This window comes from Algoriphagus sp., assembly GCF_029254265.1.
GTDB lineage: Bacteria > Bacteroidota > Bacteroidia > Cytophagales > Cyclobacteriaceae > Algoriphagus.
Genome location: NZ_JAQWXX010000040.1, coordinates 17,144 through 35,163, shown reverse-complemented (window position 1 = coordinate 35,163; position 18,020 = coordinate 17,144). Strand labels below are relative to the sequence as shown.

The following is an 18,020-nucleotide window of genomic DNA, read 5'->3' as shown; positions in this document are numbered from 1 at the left end:
AATGGAATTTAAACTTCACATTTTTCGATTACTTGGACTCATGATGAGTTTGGGAATCGTAAATCTGGCTCAAGCCCAGTTTGTGGAGTTTGCTCCAATTCCAAATACCAAAATAAAGTCCTTTTCACCAAACGAATTTGGGAGTAGAATTCAAAATGGAAATAGGCTCCCCTTCTGGGATGATTTTTCCGGAGGTTTGGATACTTTGAAATGGACTTTTTCTGGTACTTCCTATACGGAAACTATCGGATTAAATGCTCCTTCAATAGGAATGCTTCTATTTGATGGAGTGGATCAAAATGGCAGCCCATACTCTTTACAACAGACAGAACAAGGAGATGCAGATCAAGTAACGTCCAAACCATTTGATCTTAGCACTATAAGCCAAATAGATCAAAATAGTCTTTTCATTAGCTTCTTTTGGCAAGCCGGTGGAAGAGGAGAATTACCGGATGAAAATGATCAGTTAATTCTTCAATTCTTAAATCCGGAAGGAAATTGGATTACAGTATGGAGACAGTTTGGGGGAGTATCATTAGACCGGGAAAATTTCTCGCAGGAGTCGATTCAAGTAACCCCTGACTTCCAACACGATAATTTCCAGTTTCGATTTTTTACGCAAGGCAGACTTTCCGGACCTTTCGATAGCTGGTTGGTTGATTATGTTTTTTTTAATACTGGAAGAACTGAAAATGAAGTCAATTTCCCAGACCGAAGTTTGACTCGTAGAAATGAGCTTAGATTAGCTGATTATGGAGCATATCCACTAGCATTATTGGAAGGAAACCAAAATGGTGTATGGTCCACTATTGAAAATGAATTCTTAAACCTTGAGAATAGATTTCGAGCGATGGAATACACCATTTTAGCTCTTGACACTACTGACAATTCCATCTTTTCAATTAACGCTAATACTCCTTTCAACCCAGTACCAAATTCAAATGAGCGACGTGTTTTTGAAAGTAGAATTTTTGATGGATTTCCTGTCCCCGGCGAAGAAACTGAATTGGCAATCATCACAGAATTAACTTCGGGAGACGATTTTTTATTTAATGTTATTGCCGGAGATACCACGAGATTTGAGGACGTCGATTTTAGGGCTAACGATACGGTTCGATCCTATTTCCCCGTTCGTGATTTCTTTGCTTATGATAATGGCTCGGCAGATTATGCGGCAGGAATCAACCAGAAATCAGGGTTTTTGGCGGTAGAATATCAAACACCCGAAGAAGTTTTCATTAAAGGTATTTCTATTAATTTCACTAATCCTCGACAGGCTAATCAAGCCATAGATATTTATATCTGGAAGGAGCTGGACGAAGACCCGATATTCAGAAGAGAAGACTTGATACCGGTAAAGGAGGCAAACGAGAAATTCATCTATTATTCTTTGGACACAAACATCAGGGTCACTGGAACATATTATATTGGATTTGCTCAGTTTACCAATGATTTTATTTTTGTAGGGTTAGACAAAACCAATGACTTTGGTGACAGAATTTATTACAATGTGGCAGGTGCGTGGGCGCAAAATGAAGAAGTGAAAGGCTCACTGATGATCCGCCCACATATTAGCTTGTCTGCTCCCTTTGAACAAAGTGAAATTCCAGACGAAAATTTGAGAATTTTTCCAAATCCAGTTGAAAATTTCTTAAATGTAGAAGGTGCTTTTGGCCAAATCAGGATCTTTGATTCTTTCGGTAGAGAGATATTTTTAGAGAGAGAACTCACAACCAATGGAGAAATTGTTAATTTTAAAGGACAGCGACCTGGGATTTATGTCATTAATGTCGCTCGAGAAAATGGAATCGAATCATTCAGAATATTAGTTAAATAAAACTTATGGAAGATATCACTGTACAGGACCTGAAAAAAAGATTAGACAATAAAGACAAATTCTTATTTCTCGATGTAAGAGAAGAATGGGAATATGAAGAGGATAATCTAGGTGCAAAAAACATCCCTTTGGGCGAATTACCCAATCGGTTAGATGAATTGGAAGATTATAAAAACTCCGAAATTATCATCCATTGCCGATCAGGAGCAAGAAGCGGAAACGCTAAAAACTTCTTAACCTCTAAGGGTTTTACTCAAGTAAGAAATACACTGGGTGGCATTATGGCTTATCGAAATATGTAAGTCCTCTTCGCCCCTATTCGAAAATAAAGGGTCGTGGAGAAAAGCAAAGAATGAAAATAATAATGGCGAGCCAACCAATGGCTTGCCTTTTTTTATCCAAAGGCTGGTGCCCCGACACTTCTGGATGTGAAACCCCCATCACTCTTCCAAGTAAGAAACTATAAAATAACCAGCCTTGATAACCTTCCCAGTCAGGCTGGAAAAAGGCAACCGAATATTGAAATGCTGCCAAAGATAAAATTAAAGCAATTCTAGACTGGAGTTGTAATCCGGATTTAGAATAACAGATATACAGAAAACCTAAGTAAAGGGGAATTCGAAAAATCAGTTCTTCAGGGGGTAAAAAAGGGCTTATAATTCCTATACCAGCATATCCAATAAATAGTGTGAAAGCTGTCAATGATATTTCACGATGTTTTCTCGGGAATAGCCCAAAAATCACATGACCTCCATCTAACTGGCCTATCGGAAGTAAATTCAATGCAGTAAAAAACAAGGCCAAATAGCCGGCAAAAAGATAGGGATAATGAATCATCTCAGACATCTCAGGAAGTCGATTAGGATCAGCTAAAAGCCTCCCCATCCCATTAAACAATAAATTATCACCCAATTCAAATTCTAATACTTCCTCGCCATACCCTTGGAAGTCAGGATCTGCATATTCAGGATGAATGGAATAAATATATTCTGGCTCAGGCAAGGTCATAAATCCGTAAGCCAGTACCCCCAATGCAATCACAAAACCTGCTAATGGACCCGCTACTCCTATATCAAAGAATTTTTTACGGCTATTCACATAGCCTTTCATCTGAATCACCGCTCCAAATGTTCCTATAGACGGAGCTCCAATAAACCCAAGCCAGCCTGGAATAAAGAAAGGCAAGGTACATTTTACCTTATGGTAAATGGAAGTAAAGAAATGCCCAAGTTCATGAATCAGCAAGATTCCTATGAATGGAATGGAATAAGCCATCGACTTCCAGAAGTATTCCAAAGTAAGAAAATCATCACCGGAGGCTATGATGGATTTACCATAGACCCATTCCCCGCCCGCAAAAGTGGTGAAGATTAAGGTGATTATAAATAACAGGCCGTGTTTTAGGTATTCTTTGCCGCTATACATCTTTGAAGTAGTCAAAAATAACCTGAGGCCCAGTCACATGAACTGCCTGAATACCTACTTCTCGAGCACCACTTACATTCTCTGCCAAGTCATCGAAAAAGATCACCCTGTCGGCAGTGGTATGTAAATCATTAACCATTTTTTCGTAGATCTCCAGACTTGGTTTGGACAACCCCATTTCATGACTCAAAAACACCCAGTCAAATATCGGATCAAAATTTTCCAATCCGTGATCTGTCTTCAAGATTTCATTTACTCCGAGAATATGAATGAGATTTGTGTTGCTAAGGACTCCTACCTGAAAATTTTCTCTAAGTTTTTTAACCAATTTTAATCTTTCTCCAGGAATTTTTCCAAGTAAACTATTCCATAAAAAATCAACTTTTTGATCTTCCCAATCTACTCCAAAATAGGTCCGAACTTCATCTCTGAACTGTGAAGAATTTATCCTTCCTTTTTCGTATTCTTTATGAAAATCAGTGAGATAAAAGGTATCGACTTTAGGGTGAATTGACTCTGGAAGTTCCTGTTTGATTCGGTTGATCGAGCCTCGGTAATCTATGTCAATGATGACATTGCCTAGGTCAAAAATTAAAAAGTCCGCGTCTAGCGTTTTTTTCATTCGAAATTGGGGTTGTGAATATCCCTTCAAATATGTAACATTGCACTCCCAAAACCAAGGTTTCAAGCCAAATCAGGCTAAAAATCATGAAAAGGGAAAAGGGCCTATAGCTCATTCGGTTAGAGCAACTGACTCATAATCAGTAGGTGCTTGGTTCGATTCCAAGTGGGCCCACAAGCCATCCGATTATTCGGATGGCTTTTATTTTTTCAACCACTTTAAAGCAAGCTCCCTTTGATCTAAGTCAAAAGTCGTGAATTCAATCTTCGGAAAGAATAGACCGATCATTTTGATTAGATATTGAAGCCATCTAAGATAAGTTACCATCACATAATTAGTCAAATGAGGAAGTATTTTAGAATCAAATAAAAAAGCTGACTTTGCTGCTGCAAAACTTCTATATCCCCCGAATTGCGGGACAATAACCAGAACTCTTAGCTTTTGATCTGGTTCCAACCTTGACTGAAAAGCCCTCAATTCATCCATAAACGATTTATCAATTACCCCATCAATAGTATAAACCAAAAGACTTTCCTTAGCGTCAAAATCCACTTGCATTGTTTCTGGGTTTAAGTTAATCTTATTCCGATTTCAAAATGTCCGCTGGATTTGCCTTCATTACTTTGAAGATTTGTGAACTCACCGTAAGACCTATCACCAAAAGCAATCCCAACAAACCTGTGGTGAGTGGAATAAAACCGACCCCAGAATGAAACGCAAAAAAGCTATCTAGGAATTGATTCACCATCACAAAGGCTAAGCATCCTCCTAGAATCGAAGCAATTCCCCAACTGATGAGATAGCGCTTGAATAGTTTTCTAGTCAGTTCATTCGTCCCTGCACCGAATACTTTCCGTACACAGAAATCTTTGATCCTCGAATTCATATTCAAAGAAACTAGTCCAAACAAACCCATTGCAGCCAGAATCACAGCCAAAACGGCCGCAAAAATGATGATGTGTTGGATACCTCGCACATCGGAAAACTCACGCTCAAAAACATCTGCCTGAAGCTTGCCTTCAAATAGTCCTGCGGGAATCGCCTCTCGCCAGGTTTTCTTCACCAAATCCATGGCTGAAAGTGCAGTTCCAGGGCTCATTTGGAGCGTCAGGTAGTTATAAATAGAATCAGAACCAGAACGAATGACCATCGGTACAATTGGCCGCTGGAAGAAAGTCATATGAAAATCTTCAACTACACCCACAATCTGATAATTTACAGAATCCAAAACAATCGATTCTTCTACTGGAAAACTCAATCCCAATTCTGTCATAAATCGCTCATTGACTAGCAAGGATTGCGTCTGATCAGAGACTAGATTTGAATTCAAAAATCTTCCCGAAATCAATCTTAACTCAAGAACCTCTGCATAATTTGCCTCCGCTTCTAGGTAATCCACCTCATACTTTTGCTCTTGATATGTCACTTCTTTTTCCTCAGCCCCATTACCTATAAAATTTTCACTTCCACTCACTTCTTTTACTGAAGCAATGGCTGAAATTTGATCCTTCAGAGTGAAATATGCTTTCGTATCAGGTACATTCACAATAATTTTATCCGAATTATCATAGCCCCAGTCCCGATTTTCATTGAGGTAGTTAGTTTGGAGAAATGCAACACCAGCCACAATGCTGATGATTGCTAGCGTAAATTGAAAAGTAAGTAACACACTCGTCATAAAGCTCTTAGATCCCAATTTCTGATTACCATTTAAGATAGTCACCGGCTTAAAACCTGATACAAAAACAGCGGGATAAAGACCGGATACTAAAGTGATGAATCCCATCAATCCGATCAAAAACATCCATAAGTAGGGGTCATGAAGCAAGTCGAGCTTCAGACTTTTCGAAGCGACCTGATTGAAACCCGGGAGCAATACAAATATTGCCAAAAGGCAACCGATGAATAACGCGAAAAAACAAACGATTAGATTCTCACTTAAAAACTGTGCGATTAATTGTCCTCTCCGACTTCCAATAACTTTTCGAACACCGATTTCCTTTAGTCGCCTAGAAGCCATCAAAATAGAAATATTGATGTAATTGAAAACTGCCAAAATCAGAATAAATAGTCCTATTGCTCCTAACAAAATCTGCGGGCCCAATCCTAAAAAATTCCGCACACCTTTTTCAATTTTCCCGATTTGATACACCAAATCGGTATAGGCAATTAAATCCAAACTGAGGTAAGGGTTTCCCGAATTGATTTCGTTTTGTCGTTTTTTTATTGAGGCTAAACCAGCTTGAAGTTCTGCAGGGTTCACACCTTTCTCCAATTGTACAAAAGTCCATAGTTCAGCATCCCAAGATTGTTTCAAAGAGACTTGTGGCTTTTCCGATTCGATAGATTCCAAATTTACCAAAAGATCAAAATTGAATATTTCCATATCATTCAACTTTTTCATCACTCCACCTACCTTATATCGTTTCTCTTCTCCATCAGTCACCAGGCTGATCTCTTGGCCGACAGGATGCGTATCACCAAATAACTTCTCTGAAAGCTCAAAAGTCAAGATCACCTGATCCGGCTCAGTCAATGCTTGCGGATAGCCATACTCCATGCGATACACAAACATATCCATGAAGCCGGGGTCAACATAATTTACGCGCTGGTAGAAGCTTTCAGTTTGATAGATCAAAATTGGCAACCCTTGCTTTACCCTACTTTGGGATTTTATTTGAGTAAATTCATTTGAGAGTAATTCAGCAATTGGTTCTGCTACAGTGCCGTAGGTAACCTTACCTTCTTCCTCATCAATCGTATAGGTCAACTGATAGATTTCATTCTTATTGGGTTGTAGCATCCCTTTAAACCAAATGTTGGCTATAAAGAGATATGCTACTAGGCAGCAACCTACCGCGCTGGCTAGCCCAAAGACCGAAATAAAAGTGGTGGCTTTCTGTTTGAGGAGATTCCTCCATCCGATTTTAAGGTAATTTTTAAACATGGCAGTGGAATTTGAAGTGTAATAGTTGGTTTTTGTACGCTTGATATTACTCCATCTGAAAAAGCTCAGGACATGAATCCAATACCTAAACCGAGCATAAGCCAGGCCTCTGTCTTCGAGATTTAGGTAAAATAACTCATAAGCATCGCCCTGAATCTGTTCCAACTTAAAAGGCACACAGTAAAACTCAAGGAACCGATCTGCCCATTTTGGAGGGAAATACTTCCGCTTAGTATCCATGAGAAAAATCTAAAGAAAGAGGCGGAATCTGATCGTAAAGCTTATTTCGTAAAGTTCTGATTTCGGTAATGGCCGATCTTCCACTTGCGGAGATTCGAAAGAGCCGCTTACGTCGACCTCCTCTTTCTTCAGTGGCTCCACCCATTTGAGAATCTAAAAATCCCTTTTCCTCCAAGCGATTCAAAACAGTATGAATTGCACTGATATTTACCTTTCGCCCAGTTTGGTTTTTAATTTCTTCCAAAACAGAGACTCCATAAGCCTCTTGATCCAGAATACCTACTGTAAGCAAAACTAACTCTTCCAGCTCTCCTAAATGATATCCCTTCATTTCTTGTTTCTATTACTTTTACAAATATGAATCTAATATATTTTATCCTTATTTGTAAAACAAATAAATGTGATGAAATAGAGTTGATCAGGGATGAGTTTTTTTTTAAAAAATGAATAGTGAGAATCGAGCTAGAAAAGTTTAATAAACTATCCTTAATTACACAAGTGAATTTTAAAAGTTTTGTAATTCTGAATAGACCTAGAACCATTACTTTTAATGGTTTGCGATCTCGGAGTTTGAATAGGCTTTTCAATACTCCAAAGATAAAATCTGATTTTCTTGAAGTAAAATCGATTCAAGCTTTGGGTATGAAATATCCTGAACAGAAAGTCCACCATCAATCGCTAAGACTGCAGCTGCTGCAGCTGACTGCCCTAGAATCATAAATACAGGCTCCATTCGGATCGACCCAAAAGCTGTATGAGAACTCGAAACACAAACCGGCACCAGCAAATTTTCGCATTCAGATTTTTTTGGAATTAGCGTACCATAGGAAATGGAATAAGGATTTTTCGGGTGAACGCCTATATCTCCTTCATTTTGAACCATACCGTCTTCAGTCACAAAACGTTGGACATTATGAGAATCAAGCGAGTAAGAGCCCATTCCTATAGGCTGAGGCACTTCTTTATCACCCAAAACATCGTGTTCCGTCATCACATAACCCCCTATCATCCTTCTTGCTTCACGGACATAGATCTGATGTGGCCAATTCCCATTATCTTTAAATTCATCCTTTGCCAATCCCCATTGAGCCATTTTATCTCTGACTTTTTGGGGAACCTGTGGATCATGGGAAAGAAAATAAAGTAAACCCTTTTGATAGATCTCATGATCCTTTATGATAGCCTCTCTTTCTGAATAGCTTGCCTCAGGGTATTCGTAGTTTTTGCCAATATAATCCGTACTAAAAGGCCCATGATTGTTAGTATCGGTCTTTAGGTTTGGAATGGGATCGAATTTATCGAAAGTCTCGTCCCATCCAGTCTCATACACACGCGCCAATAGCTCATACCGTGCAGGGTCATAGTTCTCTGGTTTTTCAAAAGGAACTCGATTAGCTGGGTTTTTACTCATGGCCAGTCGAAAAGTATACGCTTGAATTCTAGTGTCTCCTTGTCCATTTACACCGGGAGGTTTTGATGAAATTTCTGGCAAAAGGCCACTCGTGGGATCTCCTGGAATTTGATACGCACTCACCGGTTTTTTGAAATAATGTCTATGCTGATAAACCCCAATTTGAACGCCATTCCAGGTTTCCCCATAGGTAGCATTCGATTCGCGACCGACATGGTAGCTCACTTCTGCAGCGGCCATCAGATCTCCTTCATAGGTTGCGTCAATAAATACTTTCCCTTCAAATACTTTCCCTGAAAGGGTTTTAATTGATTTGATTCTACCATCCTCCTTTCGTACACCTGTAGTTCGGTCTAACCATTCATCACGCATGACTAAAATGGAGTTTTCTGCCACAAAATCTTCAAAAATCCCCTCCGCAACATGCGGTTCAAAAATCCACATCGTGCGATTTTCTCCATCCATAGCCGGAGTTCCCTGACCTTTATTCCCATATTCTTCTCGCTTTTGCCATTTCCAGGCAGAATCGGTTTGATAATGAAGATAAACCCGATGGTAAAATTCACGAGCAAGTCCGCCTATCACAGATTTATTCCCCGTATCGGTAAAACCTAAGCCTCCAGAAGATAGGCCTCCTAAATGCTGGTCAGGAGATACGACAATAACCGATTTCCCAAGCTTTTTGGCTTGAACTGCAGCAGTAATGGCCGCAGAAGTGCCCCCATAAATAATAATATCTGCCTGATAGTAATCTTGAGAAAATGAAACCGTACAGTACAAAAGGAGAAAAAGCGATAAAATAAATTTCATAGAATGATGGATAGAAATTAGAAAATCAGAACTTTAAGGGAACTGAAGTAACCAAAAGCTACATAAGAATCACGTTTCTTCCAACCTATATACCGACTATTCATCATGGCTACTTACACGATTTTAGGCGCCAATGGCAATATTGCCCAAGAAGTTTCCAAAGCTTTGGCACAACCCAAGAATCAAATCCGGCAATTCAGCAGAAATCCAAAAAAAGTAAACGATTCAGATGAGCTTTTCCCAGGAAATCTTCTGAATGCAGCAGAAGTATCAAAGGCTGTGAAAGGCTCAGATGTTGTTTTCCTTTTAGCTGGAATTCAATACAATAAAAAAATCTGGAGGCGAGACTGGCCGATAATTATGCGAAATGCACTGGATGCCTGCATTTCACATGGAGCAAAGCTGGTTTTTTTTGATAATATGTATGCCTTCGATCCCAATGAAGTTGGTCACCTGACTGAAGATAGTACCATGGCTCCGCAAAGTGAAAAAGGGAAAGTAAGAAAGGAAATTTTAGATATGCTCTGGAAAGATGTCAAAGTAGGAAAACTCACTGCTTTAGTAGCAAGAGCCGCTGACTTTTATGGACCAGGCGCATCTAATAGCTTTTTGAATGAGTTGGTAATCGATAAAATGAAAGCGGGAAAAAGTCCACAATGGCTTTATGCTGGAGATAAAAAACATTCCTTCACCTATATCCCAGATGCCGGAAAGGCTACTGCCTTTTTAGCTCAACAAGAGGATTCCTGGAATCAAAGTTGGCATCTCCCTACTGATCCGGCTTATCCATCAGGTCAGGAAATCACTACGATCTTAAATAAGAAACTCGGAAAAAATCTAAAACTTAAGGTTCTTCCGGCCTTTGCTGTGAGTTTGCTAGGACTATTTATTGCTCCGCTTCGCGAAGTCAAGGAGCTACGCTATCAGACTGATTCGGATTATTGTTTTGATTCCTCAAAAATCAAGAAAGTATATGGCTTGAAACCAACTCCAATTGAAGTTGGATTATATTCTTGTCTTTAAATTAGTTTACATCAGACTTTGACTTGCAATAAGCTTGCAAGTCTCTTTTTCTATCTTGAATTGTTATTCAAGAATTTATTATGGCCCACGATCATTCTCACCATCATTCCCATTCAAATCTTAAACTAGCTTTTTTCCTCAATTTAGCTTTTACCATTTTGGAGATTGTCGGAGGAATCTATACCAATTCGGTTGCAATTCTTTCGGATGCAGTTCATGATCTCGGAGACAGTTTTTCCTTAGGCTTGGCTTGGTATCTGGATAAGAAGTCTAAGAAATCAGCTTCCAGCCAGTTTTCCTTTGGCTATCAGCGTTTTTCTTTAGCTGGAGCTTTTGTCAATGCCTTGATCCTCTTACTAGGATCGATCTATCTTATCAGTGAAGCAATCCAACGTTTTCAAAATCCGGAGGAATCAGATGCTCAGGGAATGATACTATTTGCCCTTCTTGGCATTTTCGTCAATGGGTACGCAGCCTTTAAAGTATCTAAAGGATCATCTCAAAACGAAAAAGTAATCAGTTGGCATTTGATTGAAGACGTCTTAGGTTGGGCAGCTGTATTAATAGCAGGAATAGTTCTTTATTTCAAAGAAATCCCTTGGCTTGACCCAGCCCTTTCACTAGGCATTTCAATATTTATCCTTTGGAATGTTTTCAAAAATCTAAAAGGAACGATTATGATTTTTCTCCAAGCCGTACCGGAAGATGTGTCGCTGGATGAAATCAAATCAAAAATCTGTGAAGTGGAAAAAGTTGATTCTGTTCATCATATGCACATTTGGTCACTAGAAGGTGAGCACCATGTTTTTACAGTTCATGTAAAGCTCAAACCAATTGAAACTTTAATTGAATTAAATGAAATTAAAACCGAAATAAAAAAACTGCTAAAGACTTATCCTTTTTCACACTACACCATAGAGATTGAAGCAGATCAAGAAGAGTGCAGCATGAACCCTTAATTTGGAAATCAAATTCTACCTAGTCCTTATCTAGGTCTTTTCCTGTATTTATGGCGACAAAATCAAATTCAAAACACCCAGAATAGTTTTTTTCAAAAGATTTTGAATAAATTAATATGGCTATTTAATTGAACAACAAGTGATTGGTAAAACATCATTTCGCTTTACGAGTTACCTACTTATTGTTCTTTCAGTCATCAACCAAATCTATTTTAAGCATGAAAAAAATCTACTTTCTCTCAGCATTGATTGCAGTAATCACATGTGGATGTTTTTCTCAGAAAGATTATGTCACTGAATACGACTATAACTATCAGGGTTCTTTCAAAAAATATAAAACCTTTGCTTTTGTAGAGACAAATGAGGGAGATTCTTCTATGATTTCGCCAGTATTGAATGCGACTATTGGTGCAAGACTCGGATCACAAGGATTCAAAGAAAAACCAGTTCAACCTGACATGTTAGTCAGCTATAAGATTTTCACAGATTCAATAAGCTATCGTGGCTATGTACAGCCTGAGTTTGACTACTGGCTAAAGCGTAGAGGAACAACTTATCGAGACGAGGAAGGTGAATTAGCTCGAGAGCAGGAAAAAGATGAAACATACAACATGGTGAGGTATAGTAAAAATGAAGGTATGCTTGTAATTTATGTTATAGATAGCAAGCTTGGCAATACCATCTGGCAAGGCTACACTCCTACTCGGTTTGACTTCAATTCTCCGGATTTTCAAGCTGATATCACAAGAGCTGCTTATCGGGTTATGAATGAATTTAAAATCGTCAACCGATTTGGAGAATCTCCTCGTTAGTCGGGCAATTTTAGGGGCAACCTGTTGCTTTGCTCCACAACTTTCAAAGAATTAATAATTCTGATCTAAAACCTATTAATCCTTTGATTTTAGAATAAACGGCCTCCTATATCACATAGAGAGGCTTTTTTCTTTTTGATTAGGTTCAGCATTTTTCTGGCAATCGATTTGGGTTTGATGATACCAAACAACACAAATCAACAATGAAAAAGACGATCATTTTGACGGGAATTCTTAGTGCTGCATTGACAGTATCATGTGTTTCTAAAAAGAAATACACAGCTCTTGAAAGCAATCTCTTCCAGACTCAGACTGAACTAGCCATGACCAATCAAGAAAAGGCAGAGCTCGAAGAAAAAATGTCAATAATAGAAGCAAGAGTAGCCGAATACAATGCGAGAATCAACTCACTTAAAGACACCAATGACCAACTATCGCTTCAAAACGATGGAATGCTTACTCTAGAGGGTGCAACCTTGATGTCTAAGAATAATAAAGAAAAAATGAAAGCTACTTTGGCAAAAGTAGATCCTGCTAAACTAGCCGAAGCTCGAACAATGGAGGATTCTGTCAATCTGGCTGTAGAATATAACCTCACTCAAAACATCTCAGATACTACAGGAGAGGATAGCGATGACATCAAAATCAGTATTGAAAATACCGTGGTGATGATCTCCGTATCTGACAAATTACTTTTCAATACGGGTAGCTATAGAATCAATTCAAAAGCAGATCCACTATTGGCGAAACTTGCCGAATTGATCAATGCCGAACCAAGTCTTGAGGTTATGGTTGAAGGTCATACAGATCCTCGAACCATCTCTACAGGTGTAGTTCAGGACAACTGGGATTTATCTGTAAAGCGGGCAACCAGCATCATCAGAAAGCTTCAGAATGACTATAACGTCGCACCAGAGAAAATGATCGCTGCCGGAAGATCGAGCTATATGCCTTTAGTAGAAAATGATTCTCCTGAAAATATGGCAATCAACAGAAGAACTAGAATCGTTTTGATCCCAGATCTGGATATGTTCTTTGCAATGTTATAATAAACTGGCTCAGATATAAAATAGAAAAAGCAAGCTCAATCGGCTTGCTTTTTTCTATTTTACTGAATTACTTTTTTTTAAATTCTCTTTTATTTCAATTTTACTTAAGCCTAAGATTATCAATTTGGCCCAGAGTATATTCTTCTTTTTCATCCGCTCTGGAAGATTGGCTGAAGAATTTACCAAATTAATCCAACACTTCCAAGGTCCCCAAAGCGTGCTTCATCAAAACCTCTTGGAAAAACAAGGTATAAACTGACTGTGCTTGGTCAGCTTGGGCGGCTACTAATTGCTGATTGGCAGTTGCCAAATCCACAAAATTTGAAAGTCCTAGTCTAAAACGCTCCGCAATAGCTAATTGAGCCTCTTTGGCAGCAAATACTTGCACATCCGTATTTGCCGTTTTTCGAACAGCTGCCTGGTAATTCTGATAAGCCAATCTGACATCTTGATAGACTTTTCTATCAATAGCTGCTTTTCGAATTTCTTGGTTTTTATATGCAACCCTACTCCTGCTTACATCCACTCGGTTTTGGAAATTATTGAAAATCGGGATTGTAAGGTTCAATCCAAGATTATTTTGTGGGTAAATTCTCAATAATTGTTCTTGAATAGACCGATCATCCAATGAAGTAAAGAATGTTGAATAATTATAAAAAGCCGAAAGACGTGGAAAATACATTGCCTTTATAGCTTTCAAATCCTTTTTGGTAGAATTCACAAGAAGTTCTTGTTGTGCTTTGTCAGCACGATTAGCAGCTGCGATTTCATAAAGTTCATCCATTGGGAGATCTTGCAGACTATTCTCCCTTGCTGAAGCATCTACAGGAGTCAAATCCGGGGTTACACCTGGCTGTAATTGCAAATATTCAGATAGATCCCAAAGGTCATTTTCCAATTGCACCTGAGCGTCCACCAATACAGATTCTAATCGAGCTACTTCAGATTGTTGATTGTATTGATCAGATAGTGTCCGCAAACCTGCATCTACAAATCCTTGAATCTGTCTCAATTGCTCCTTTTGATTAGCAAGATTTTCAGTGGCAATTCGAAGTAATTCCTGATCTAATAAAACTTGTAAATACCTCCTTGCCACATCAAAAACCACTTGCTGACTCGCACGATCTAGCCCTTTTTCGCCAGCGTCATAAGCGAGTTTTGCAGATTGAGTATCAAGAATTCTTCTTCCGGAATTGAATATTGGCATATTTAAATTCAATCCCGACGAGATAATCTCATTAGTCACATTTGTCACTACGATTTCTCCCTCAATCTGTTGAAACTGCTGACCTGACTGCTGCGCAAAAGTAGTATTGAATCCGACGGAAGGAAAATGGGAAAACATTGCCACTTGCTTTTCCTTTTGCAAAACTTCCAAAGAGTTCAATTGAGTTTGATATGCTGCATTGGCCTGAAGGGCTAATTCCACTGCCTCACGGAAATCAATTTTTAACGTGTCTTGAGCTAAAATTTCCCCCGAAAAAAGAAAAGAAATCCCAACACTCAAATAAATTTTTATCCAATTAAATCGCTTCATCACTTTCAATTTTACCATCTAGCATATTAATTAATCGGGTTCCAAAATCGGCGTTTTCCCTTGCATGCGTTGCCTGAATAATTGTAGTCCCTTCTCGATGAAGCTCTTGGAAAATCTCCATGATCTCTTTAGCCTGACCAGAATGAAGATTTCCAGTTGGCTCATCTGCAAGCAAAACTCTAGGCCTTCCTGCAACCGCCCTAGCAATCCCAACCAGCTGCTGCTGACCTCCGGAAAGTTGGGCAGGGAACAGATCTTTTTTCGCCACCATATTGAATCGATCCATTAAGTTGGCTATGATACTTTTTCGCTCAGAAGAAGAGACATTTCTATAAAGTAGCGGAGTCTCTATATTTTCATAGACAGTCAACTCATCGATCAAATGATAGGCTTGAAAAATGTATCCAAACTCACTTTTGTGCAGTGCAGACCGCTCTCGTTCTTTCATGGATTTAATACTTCGATCTCCAAAAGAATAATCGCCCTCATAATACTCATCCAGCAAACCTAAAACATTTAACAGGGTTGATTTCCCCGCACCACTTGGTCCCATAAGTGTGAGAAATTCTCCTTCATTTATGGTTAGATCAATCCCTTTCAGAATAAAGACCCGTTGGAAACGTGATTCGATGAATTTATCTAAGTTTTTGAGTTGTATCATTAGAATTTGAAAATTGTAAAATTGAAAGATTGCAAAATTTGTGACGGATGAAGAGGAGTAGATGAAGTTTGTTAATGAGTTGGTGAGGAAGAAGGGGAATAAATCCTCCATAAATCTCGTAAATCGTCATTCGTATTTCATTATCAAAGTGGATAGTTGTCGTTGAATCACTTACTCGCTCTTCAATGTCCTAGCTGGGTTCAATCGGAATACTTTCCAGCTTCTGTACCCAATTGTCAATGTTGCCAAAATCATGACTGCCAAAATAGCAATCACAAATGGCCATATTGTTAAAGCCGTTCGATTGGCAAAAGCCGCCAGCCAAGAATCTGAGAACCACATGCCAAACCCAATCGCCAAGACTGCTGAAATGCCAAGAAGCTTTAAGAAATCAAAAGAAAGAACCTTGAGCACATCTCCTTGCGTAGCACCGAGGACTTTTCGAATGCTAATCTCACGAGTTCTTCGCAAAGCCACGTAAGAAACCAATCCAAAAAGACCCATGCACGCTATGAAGATTGCTATTCCTGAAAACAAGCCAAAAATCAAACCCACCTTTTGCTCTGATTGGTAGAGGCTTGCATATTCCTGATCCAAAAACTTAGGATTGAAAGGACGACCTGGAACCAGTTTCTTCCAGATTGATTCAAGAGAAGCGAGATTTGCAGTCGGATTTCCAGCCGCCAATTTTATCAAAAGCACATTCGCTTCTTCCGGATCGTTAAAGATCACCATTGGGCCTACTTTTTGGTGAAGGGAACTGAAATAGAAGTCCTTCACAATTCCTTTTACTATTGCATTATTGGTGAATCCTACGTTTACTTTTTTCCCTATTGCTTCTTGGGAAGTCCAGCCCATTTCCGCTATAGCGGATTCGTTTAAGAGAATTGGCATCTCTCCATTTTCTTCAAGTCCTCTCCTTACCGGGTCAGATTGTGTATAATTTTCTCCTGCTAGCAGCTCCAAATTGATGGTCCCAATCAATTCCGGGTCTACCGCGTATCCAGTAATCATAAACTCACGGCTATTATCTCCCCCGGGAAAAATCTTGTATCCCGCCTTTACATCATGAGGCATATCCGCTGCTCTGGCAATAGAAACCGCCGCTCCCGATCGAATCATTTCATCTCGGAGTGTTGGGATAGACTCTCGCATAGTATAATGATAATTCAAGGCCACTACTTGCTCTTTATCATATCCCAAATTCACTTCACGCATGAAGTCCAGCTGACTCTTTACCACAAAAGTGGAAATAAGAAGTCCCATCGAAACAAAAAACTGGAAGACAACCAGTGATTTTCTGACCCAGGCGCCCCCTCCGATTTTTAATTTATTTCCTAAAGCTTTCATCGGCTCCATTCCGGATAATATCAGCGAAGGGTAAAAACCAGCCAATAGTCCCACCATAAGAAAGAGACCTGTCAGCCCAAAGATCCCAATAGGTGAAAACAATAAATTCAAATCAAGGGGAACACCTCCGAAATTCTCAAAGGGAATAGCAACCAAATAGATTACCAAAATACTCAACAAAATTGCCCCTAAAGAAAGAATCATCGATTCTGATACAAACTGACCAAAAAGTTGGCTTCGATCAGCTCCCATCACTTTGCGAAGGCCTACTTCTTTGTTTCGCTCGGTAGCTTCGGCAGTAGCCAGATTCACATAATTGATGATCCCTATGGCAATCAATAAGATCGCAACCACCCCAAAAATATAAATGTATTTAATATCTGTTCCCGGCTTGATCGTGCTCAAAGTAGGATCTCCTAAGTGGATGTTTGTAACGGGTTGAGTAAAAAAAGCTGTTTCATAGCCGTATTCTGCCAAGTCCGCACCTAAGTATTTCTCAACCATTTCTGCCATGTTGGATTCGAAAGAGGCCACATCGGTTCCTGGCTTCAGTTTCACGTAATTGTTATAATTACTCGGTGACCATTCTGGTTCGCGGCTATGGCGATGGCTTTTGAAGGATGCCAAAAAGTCAAAAGCAAGATGACTATTACTTGGAAAATCTTCCATTACACCGGTGACCAAAAAATCCTTACCATCCACTTTCAATGACTTTCCTTCTGCATTAAAAGCTGAACCAAAATAGCGCTTGGCAGTGGACTCAGTAAGGACTAGCTGATTTGGTTCAGAAAGAATTCCGGTTTTTTGTCCTGCGATCAGATTGAAATCAAATACCTCAAAAAAATGCTCATCCACCATAGCATAGTGATTCTCCTCTTGGCTTCCTTCACCTGCATCAATCATCACAGATGAAAATATACTCAAGTCGAAAATCAAAGTGGCATTTTCCACTTCAGGAAATTCCTCTAAAAGTGTTACTGGAAGTAAAGAGGGAGAGGAACCCACGAGCTGGGATTCTCCGTTTGAAATAAACTCCTGATTGATCTTGTAAATTCGATCATAGTCTGCATACATGCGATCATAGCTCCACTCGTGGTTAATGTAAAGTGCTATCACAATAAAACTAACCAGAGCAACTGTCAAGCCCAGCAAATTGATCCCCGTATAAAGCTTCCGCTTTCTAAGATTTCTAAAGGAAATTTTAAGATAGTTTTTCCACATAATAATTGGAAGATTTTAAAATTGAAAAATTGGAAGATTATCCATTCCTGAAATATCAATTTTACATTTTACATTCTAAATTCTACATTAATCATTCCCACTTTTATGCCATAAAA

General features: G+C 39.1%; 15 protein-coding genes and 1 tRNA gene. 7 read left to right on the top strand and 9 right to left on the bottom strand.

The genetic code is table 11. From position 1 onward, the window contains the following. Position 1 precedes the first annotated feature (1 nt). Positions 2 to 1,837 (top strand): T9SS type A sorting domain-containing protein, encoded by a 1,836-nt coding sequence (locus P8O16_RS05380; protein WP_300311629.1) that lies wholly within the window; start codon positions 2 to 4, stop codon positions 1,835 to 1,837. A 5-nt stretch (positions 1,838 to 1,842) separates the two neighbouring features. Then, positions 1,843 to 2,139 (top strand): rhodanese-like domain-containing protein, encoded by a 297-nt coding sequence (locus P8O16_RS05375; RefSeq protein ID WP_300311626.1) that lies wholly within the window; start codon positions 1,843 to 1,845, stop codon positions 2,137 to 2,139. 13 nt (positions 2,140 to 2,152) lie between these two features. On the opposite strand, the gene P8O16_RS05370 is transcribed toward P8O16_RS05375, so the two are convergent. Beyond that, entirely contained in the window at positions 2,153 to 3,262 is a 1,110-nt protein-coding gene (locus P8O16_RS05370; RefSeq protein WP_300311624.1) for a site-2 protease family protein, read from the bottom strand. After that, positions 3,255 to 3,884, bottom strand: coding sequence for an HAD family phosphatase (locus P8O16_RS05365; RefSeq protein WP_300311622.1), 630 nt, complete (start codon positions 3,882 to 3,884; stop codon positions 3,255 to 3,257). The genes P8O16_RS05370 and P8O16_RS05365 overlap by 8 nt, the downstream gene beginning before the upstream one ends. Positions 3,885 to 3,984: 100 nt before the next feature. Here P8O16_RS05365 and P8O16_RS05360 point away from each other — a divergent pair. Continuing rightward, a tRNA-Ile gene (locus tag P8O16_RS05360) sits at positions 3,985 to 4,058 on the top strand. Positions 4,059 to 4,085: 27 nt separating this feature from the next. On the opposite strand, the gene P8O16_RS05355 is transcribed toward P8O16_RS05360, so the two are convergent. The 4 genes from P8O16_RS05355 to P8O16_RS05340 all read right to left on the bottom strand — a co-directional run bounded on the left by P8O16_RS05355 (position 4,086) and on the right by P8O16_RS05340 (position 9,292). After that, entirely contained in the window at positions 4,086 to 4,442 is a 357-nt protein-coding gene (locus P8O16_RS05355; protein WP_300311620.1) for an STAS/SEC14 domain-containing protein, read from the bottom strand. Between the two features lie 22 nt (positions 4,443 to 4,464). Then, a complete protein-coding gene (locus tag P8O16_RS05350; protein ID WP_300311618.1) occupies positions 4,465 to 7,071 on the bottom strand; it encodes an FtsX-like permease family protein in 2,607 nt (868 codons plus the stop codon). Beyond that, complete coding sequence (locus tag P8O16_RS05345; protein WP_300311617.1) at positions 7,061 to 7,402, bottom strand: PadR family transcriptional regulator; 342 nt, start codon at positions 7,400 to 7,402, stop codon at positions 7,061 to 7,063. The genes P8O16_RS05350 and P8O16_RS05345 overlap by 11 nt, the downstream gene beginning before the upstream one ends. A gap of 252 nt (positions 7,403 to 7,654) precedes the next feature. Further along, positions 7,655 to 9,292, bottom strand: a complete 1,638-nt coding sequence (locus tag P8O16_RS05340) for an FAD-dependent oxidoreductase (protein ID WP_300311615.1) — start codon at positions 9,290 to 9,292, stop codon at positions 7,655 to 7,657. A gap of 105 nt (positions 9,293 to 9,397) precedes the next feature. Here P8O16_RS05340 and P8O16_RS05335 point away from each other — a divergent pair, with 105 nt between their 5' ends. The 4 genes from P8O16_RS05335 to P8O16_RS05320 all read left to right on the top strand — a co-directional run bounded on the left by P8O16_RS05335 (position 9,398) and on the right by P8O16_RS05320 (position 13,135). Beyond that, complete coding sequence (locus P8O16_RS05335; protein WP_300311613.1) at positions 9,398 to 10,315, top strand: NAD-dependent epimerase/dehydratase family protein; 918 nt, start codon at positions 9,398 to 9,400, stop codon at positions 10,313 to 10,315. Between the two features lie 80 nt (positions 10,316 to 10,395). Beyond that, complete coding sequence (locus tag P8O16_RS05330; protein ID WP_300311611.1) at positions 10,396 to 11,274, top strand: cation diffusion facilitator family transporter; 879 nt, start codon at positions 10,396 to 10,398, stop codon at positions 11,272 to 11,274. Between the two features lie 218 nt (positions 11,275 to 11,492). After that, positions 11,493 to 12,086, top strand: coding sequence for a DUF4136 domain-containing protein (locus P8O16_RS05325; protein WP_300311609.1), 594 nt, complete (start codon positions 11,493 to 11,495; stop codon positions 12,084 to 12,086). Between the two features lie 203 nt (positions 12,087 to 12,289). Continuing rightward, on the top strand, positions 12,290 to 13,135 hold the full coding sequence (locus P8O16_RS05320; RefSeq protein WP_300311607.1) for an OmpA family protein: 846 nt from the start codon (positions 12,290 to 12,292) through the stop codon (positions 13,133 to 13,135). A 187-nt stretch (positions 13,136 to 13,322) separates the two neighbouring features. On the opposite strand, the gene P8O16_RS05315 is transcribed toward P8O16_RS05320, so the two are convergent. From P8O16_RS05315 to P8O16_RS05305, 3 genes are all read right to left on the bottom strand, one after another. Next, positions 13,323 to 14,672, bottom strand: coding sequence for a TolC family protein (locus tag P8O16_RS05315; protein WP_300311605.1), 1,350 nt, complete (start codon positions 14,670 to 14,672; stop codon positions 13,323 to 13,325). Next, entirely contained in the window at positions 14,659 to 15,333 is a 675-nt protein-coding gene (locus P8O16_RS05310) for an ABC transporter ATP-binding protein (protein WP_300311603.1), read from the bottom strand. The genes P8O16_RS05315 and P8O16_RS05310 overlap by 14 nt, the downstream gene beginning before the upstream one ends. Positions 15,334 to 15,504: 171 nt before the next feature. Next, a complete protein-coding gene (locus P8O16_RS05305; RefSeq protein WP_300311602.1) occupies positions 15,505 to 17,904 on the bottom strand; it encodes an FtsX-like permease family protein in 2,400 nt (799 codons plus the stop codon). Positions 17,905 to 18,020 lie beyond the last annotated feature (116 nt).

What these genes read in the sequence shown, in the direction of transcription:
- P8O16_RS05380 (WP_300311629.1), top strand. Translation starts at nt 2, where the DNA reads ATGGAATTTAAACTTCACATTTTTCGATTACTTGGACTCATGATGAGT.
- P8O16_RS05375 (WP_300311626.1), top strand. Translation starts at nt 1,843, where the DNA reads ATGGAAGATATCACTGTACAGGACCTGAAAAAAAGATTAGACAATAAA.
- P8O16_RS05370 (WP_300311624.1), bottom strand. Translation starts at nt 3,262, where the DNA reads ATGTATAGCGGCAAAGAATACCTAAAACACGGCCTGTTATTTATAATC.
- P8O16_RS05365 (WP_300311622.1), bottom strand. Translation starts at nt 3,884, where the DNA reads ATGAAAAAAACGCTAGACGCGGACTTTTTAATTTTTGACCTAGGCAAT.
- P8O16_RS05355 (WP_300311620.1), bottom strand. Translation starts at nt 4,442, where the DNA reads ATGCAAGTGGATTTTGACGCTAAGGAAAGTCTTTTGGTTTATACTATT.
- P8O16_RS05350 (WP_300311618.1), bottom strand. Translation starts at nt 7,071, where the DNA reads ATGGATACTAAGCGGAAGTATTTCCCTCCAAAATGGGCAGATCGGTTC.
- P8O16_RS05345 (WP_300311617.1), bottom strand. Translation starts at nt 7,402, where the DNA reads ATGAAGGGATATCATTTAGGAGAGCTGGAAGAGTTAGTTTTGCTTACA.
- P8O16_RS05340 (WP_300311615.1), bottom strand. Translation starts at nt 9,292, where the DNA reads ATGAAATTTATTTTATCGCTTTTTCTCCTTTTGTACTGTACGGTTTCA.
- P8O16_RS05335 (WP_300311613.1), top strand. Translation starts at nt 9,398, where the DNA reads ATGGCTACTTACACGATTTTAGGCGCCAATGGCAATATTGCCCAAGAA.
- P8O16_RS05330 (WP_300311611.1), top strand. Translation starts at nt 10,396, where the DNA reads ATGGCCCACGATCATTCTCACCATCATTCCCATTCAAATCTTAAACTA.
- P8O16_RS05325 (WP_300311609.1), top strand. Translation starts at nt 11,493, where the DNA reads ATGAAAAAAATCTACTTTCTCTCAGCATTGATTGCAGTAATCACATGT.
- P8O16_RS05320 (WP_300311607.1), top strand. Translation starts at nt 12,290, where the DNA reads ATGAAAAAGACGATCATTTTGACGGGAATTCTTAGTGCTGCATTGACA.
- P8O16_RS05315 (WP_300311605.1), bottom strand. Translation starts at nt 14,672, where the DNA reads ATGAAGCGATTTAATTGGATAAAAATTTATTTGAGTGTTGGGATTTCT.
- P8O16_RS05310 (WP_300311603.1), bottom strand. Translation starts at nt 15,333, where the DNA reads ATGATACAACTCAAAAACTTAGATAAATTCATCGAATCACGTTTCCAA.
- P8O16_RS05305 (WP_300311602.1), bottom strand. Translation starts at nt 17,904, where the DNA reads ATGTGGAAAAACTATCTTAAAATTTCCTTTAGAAATCTTAGAAAGCGG.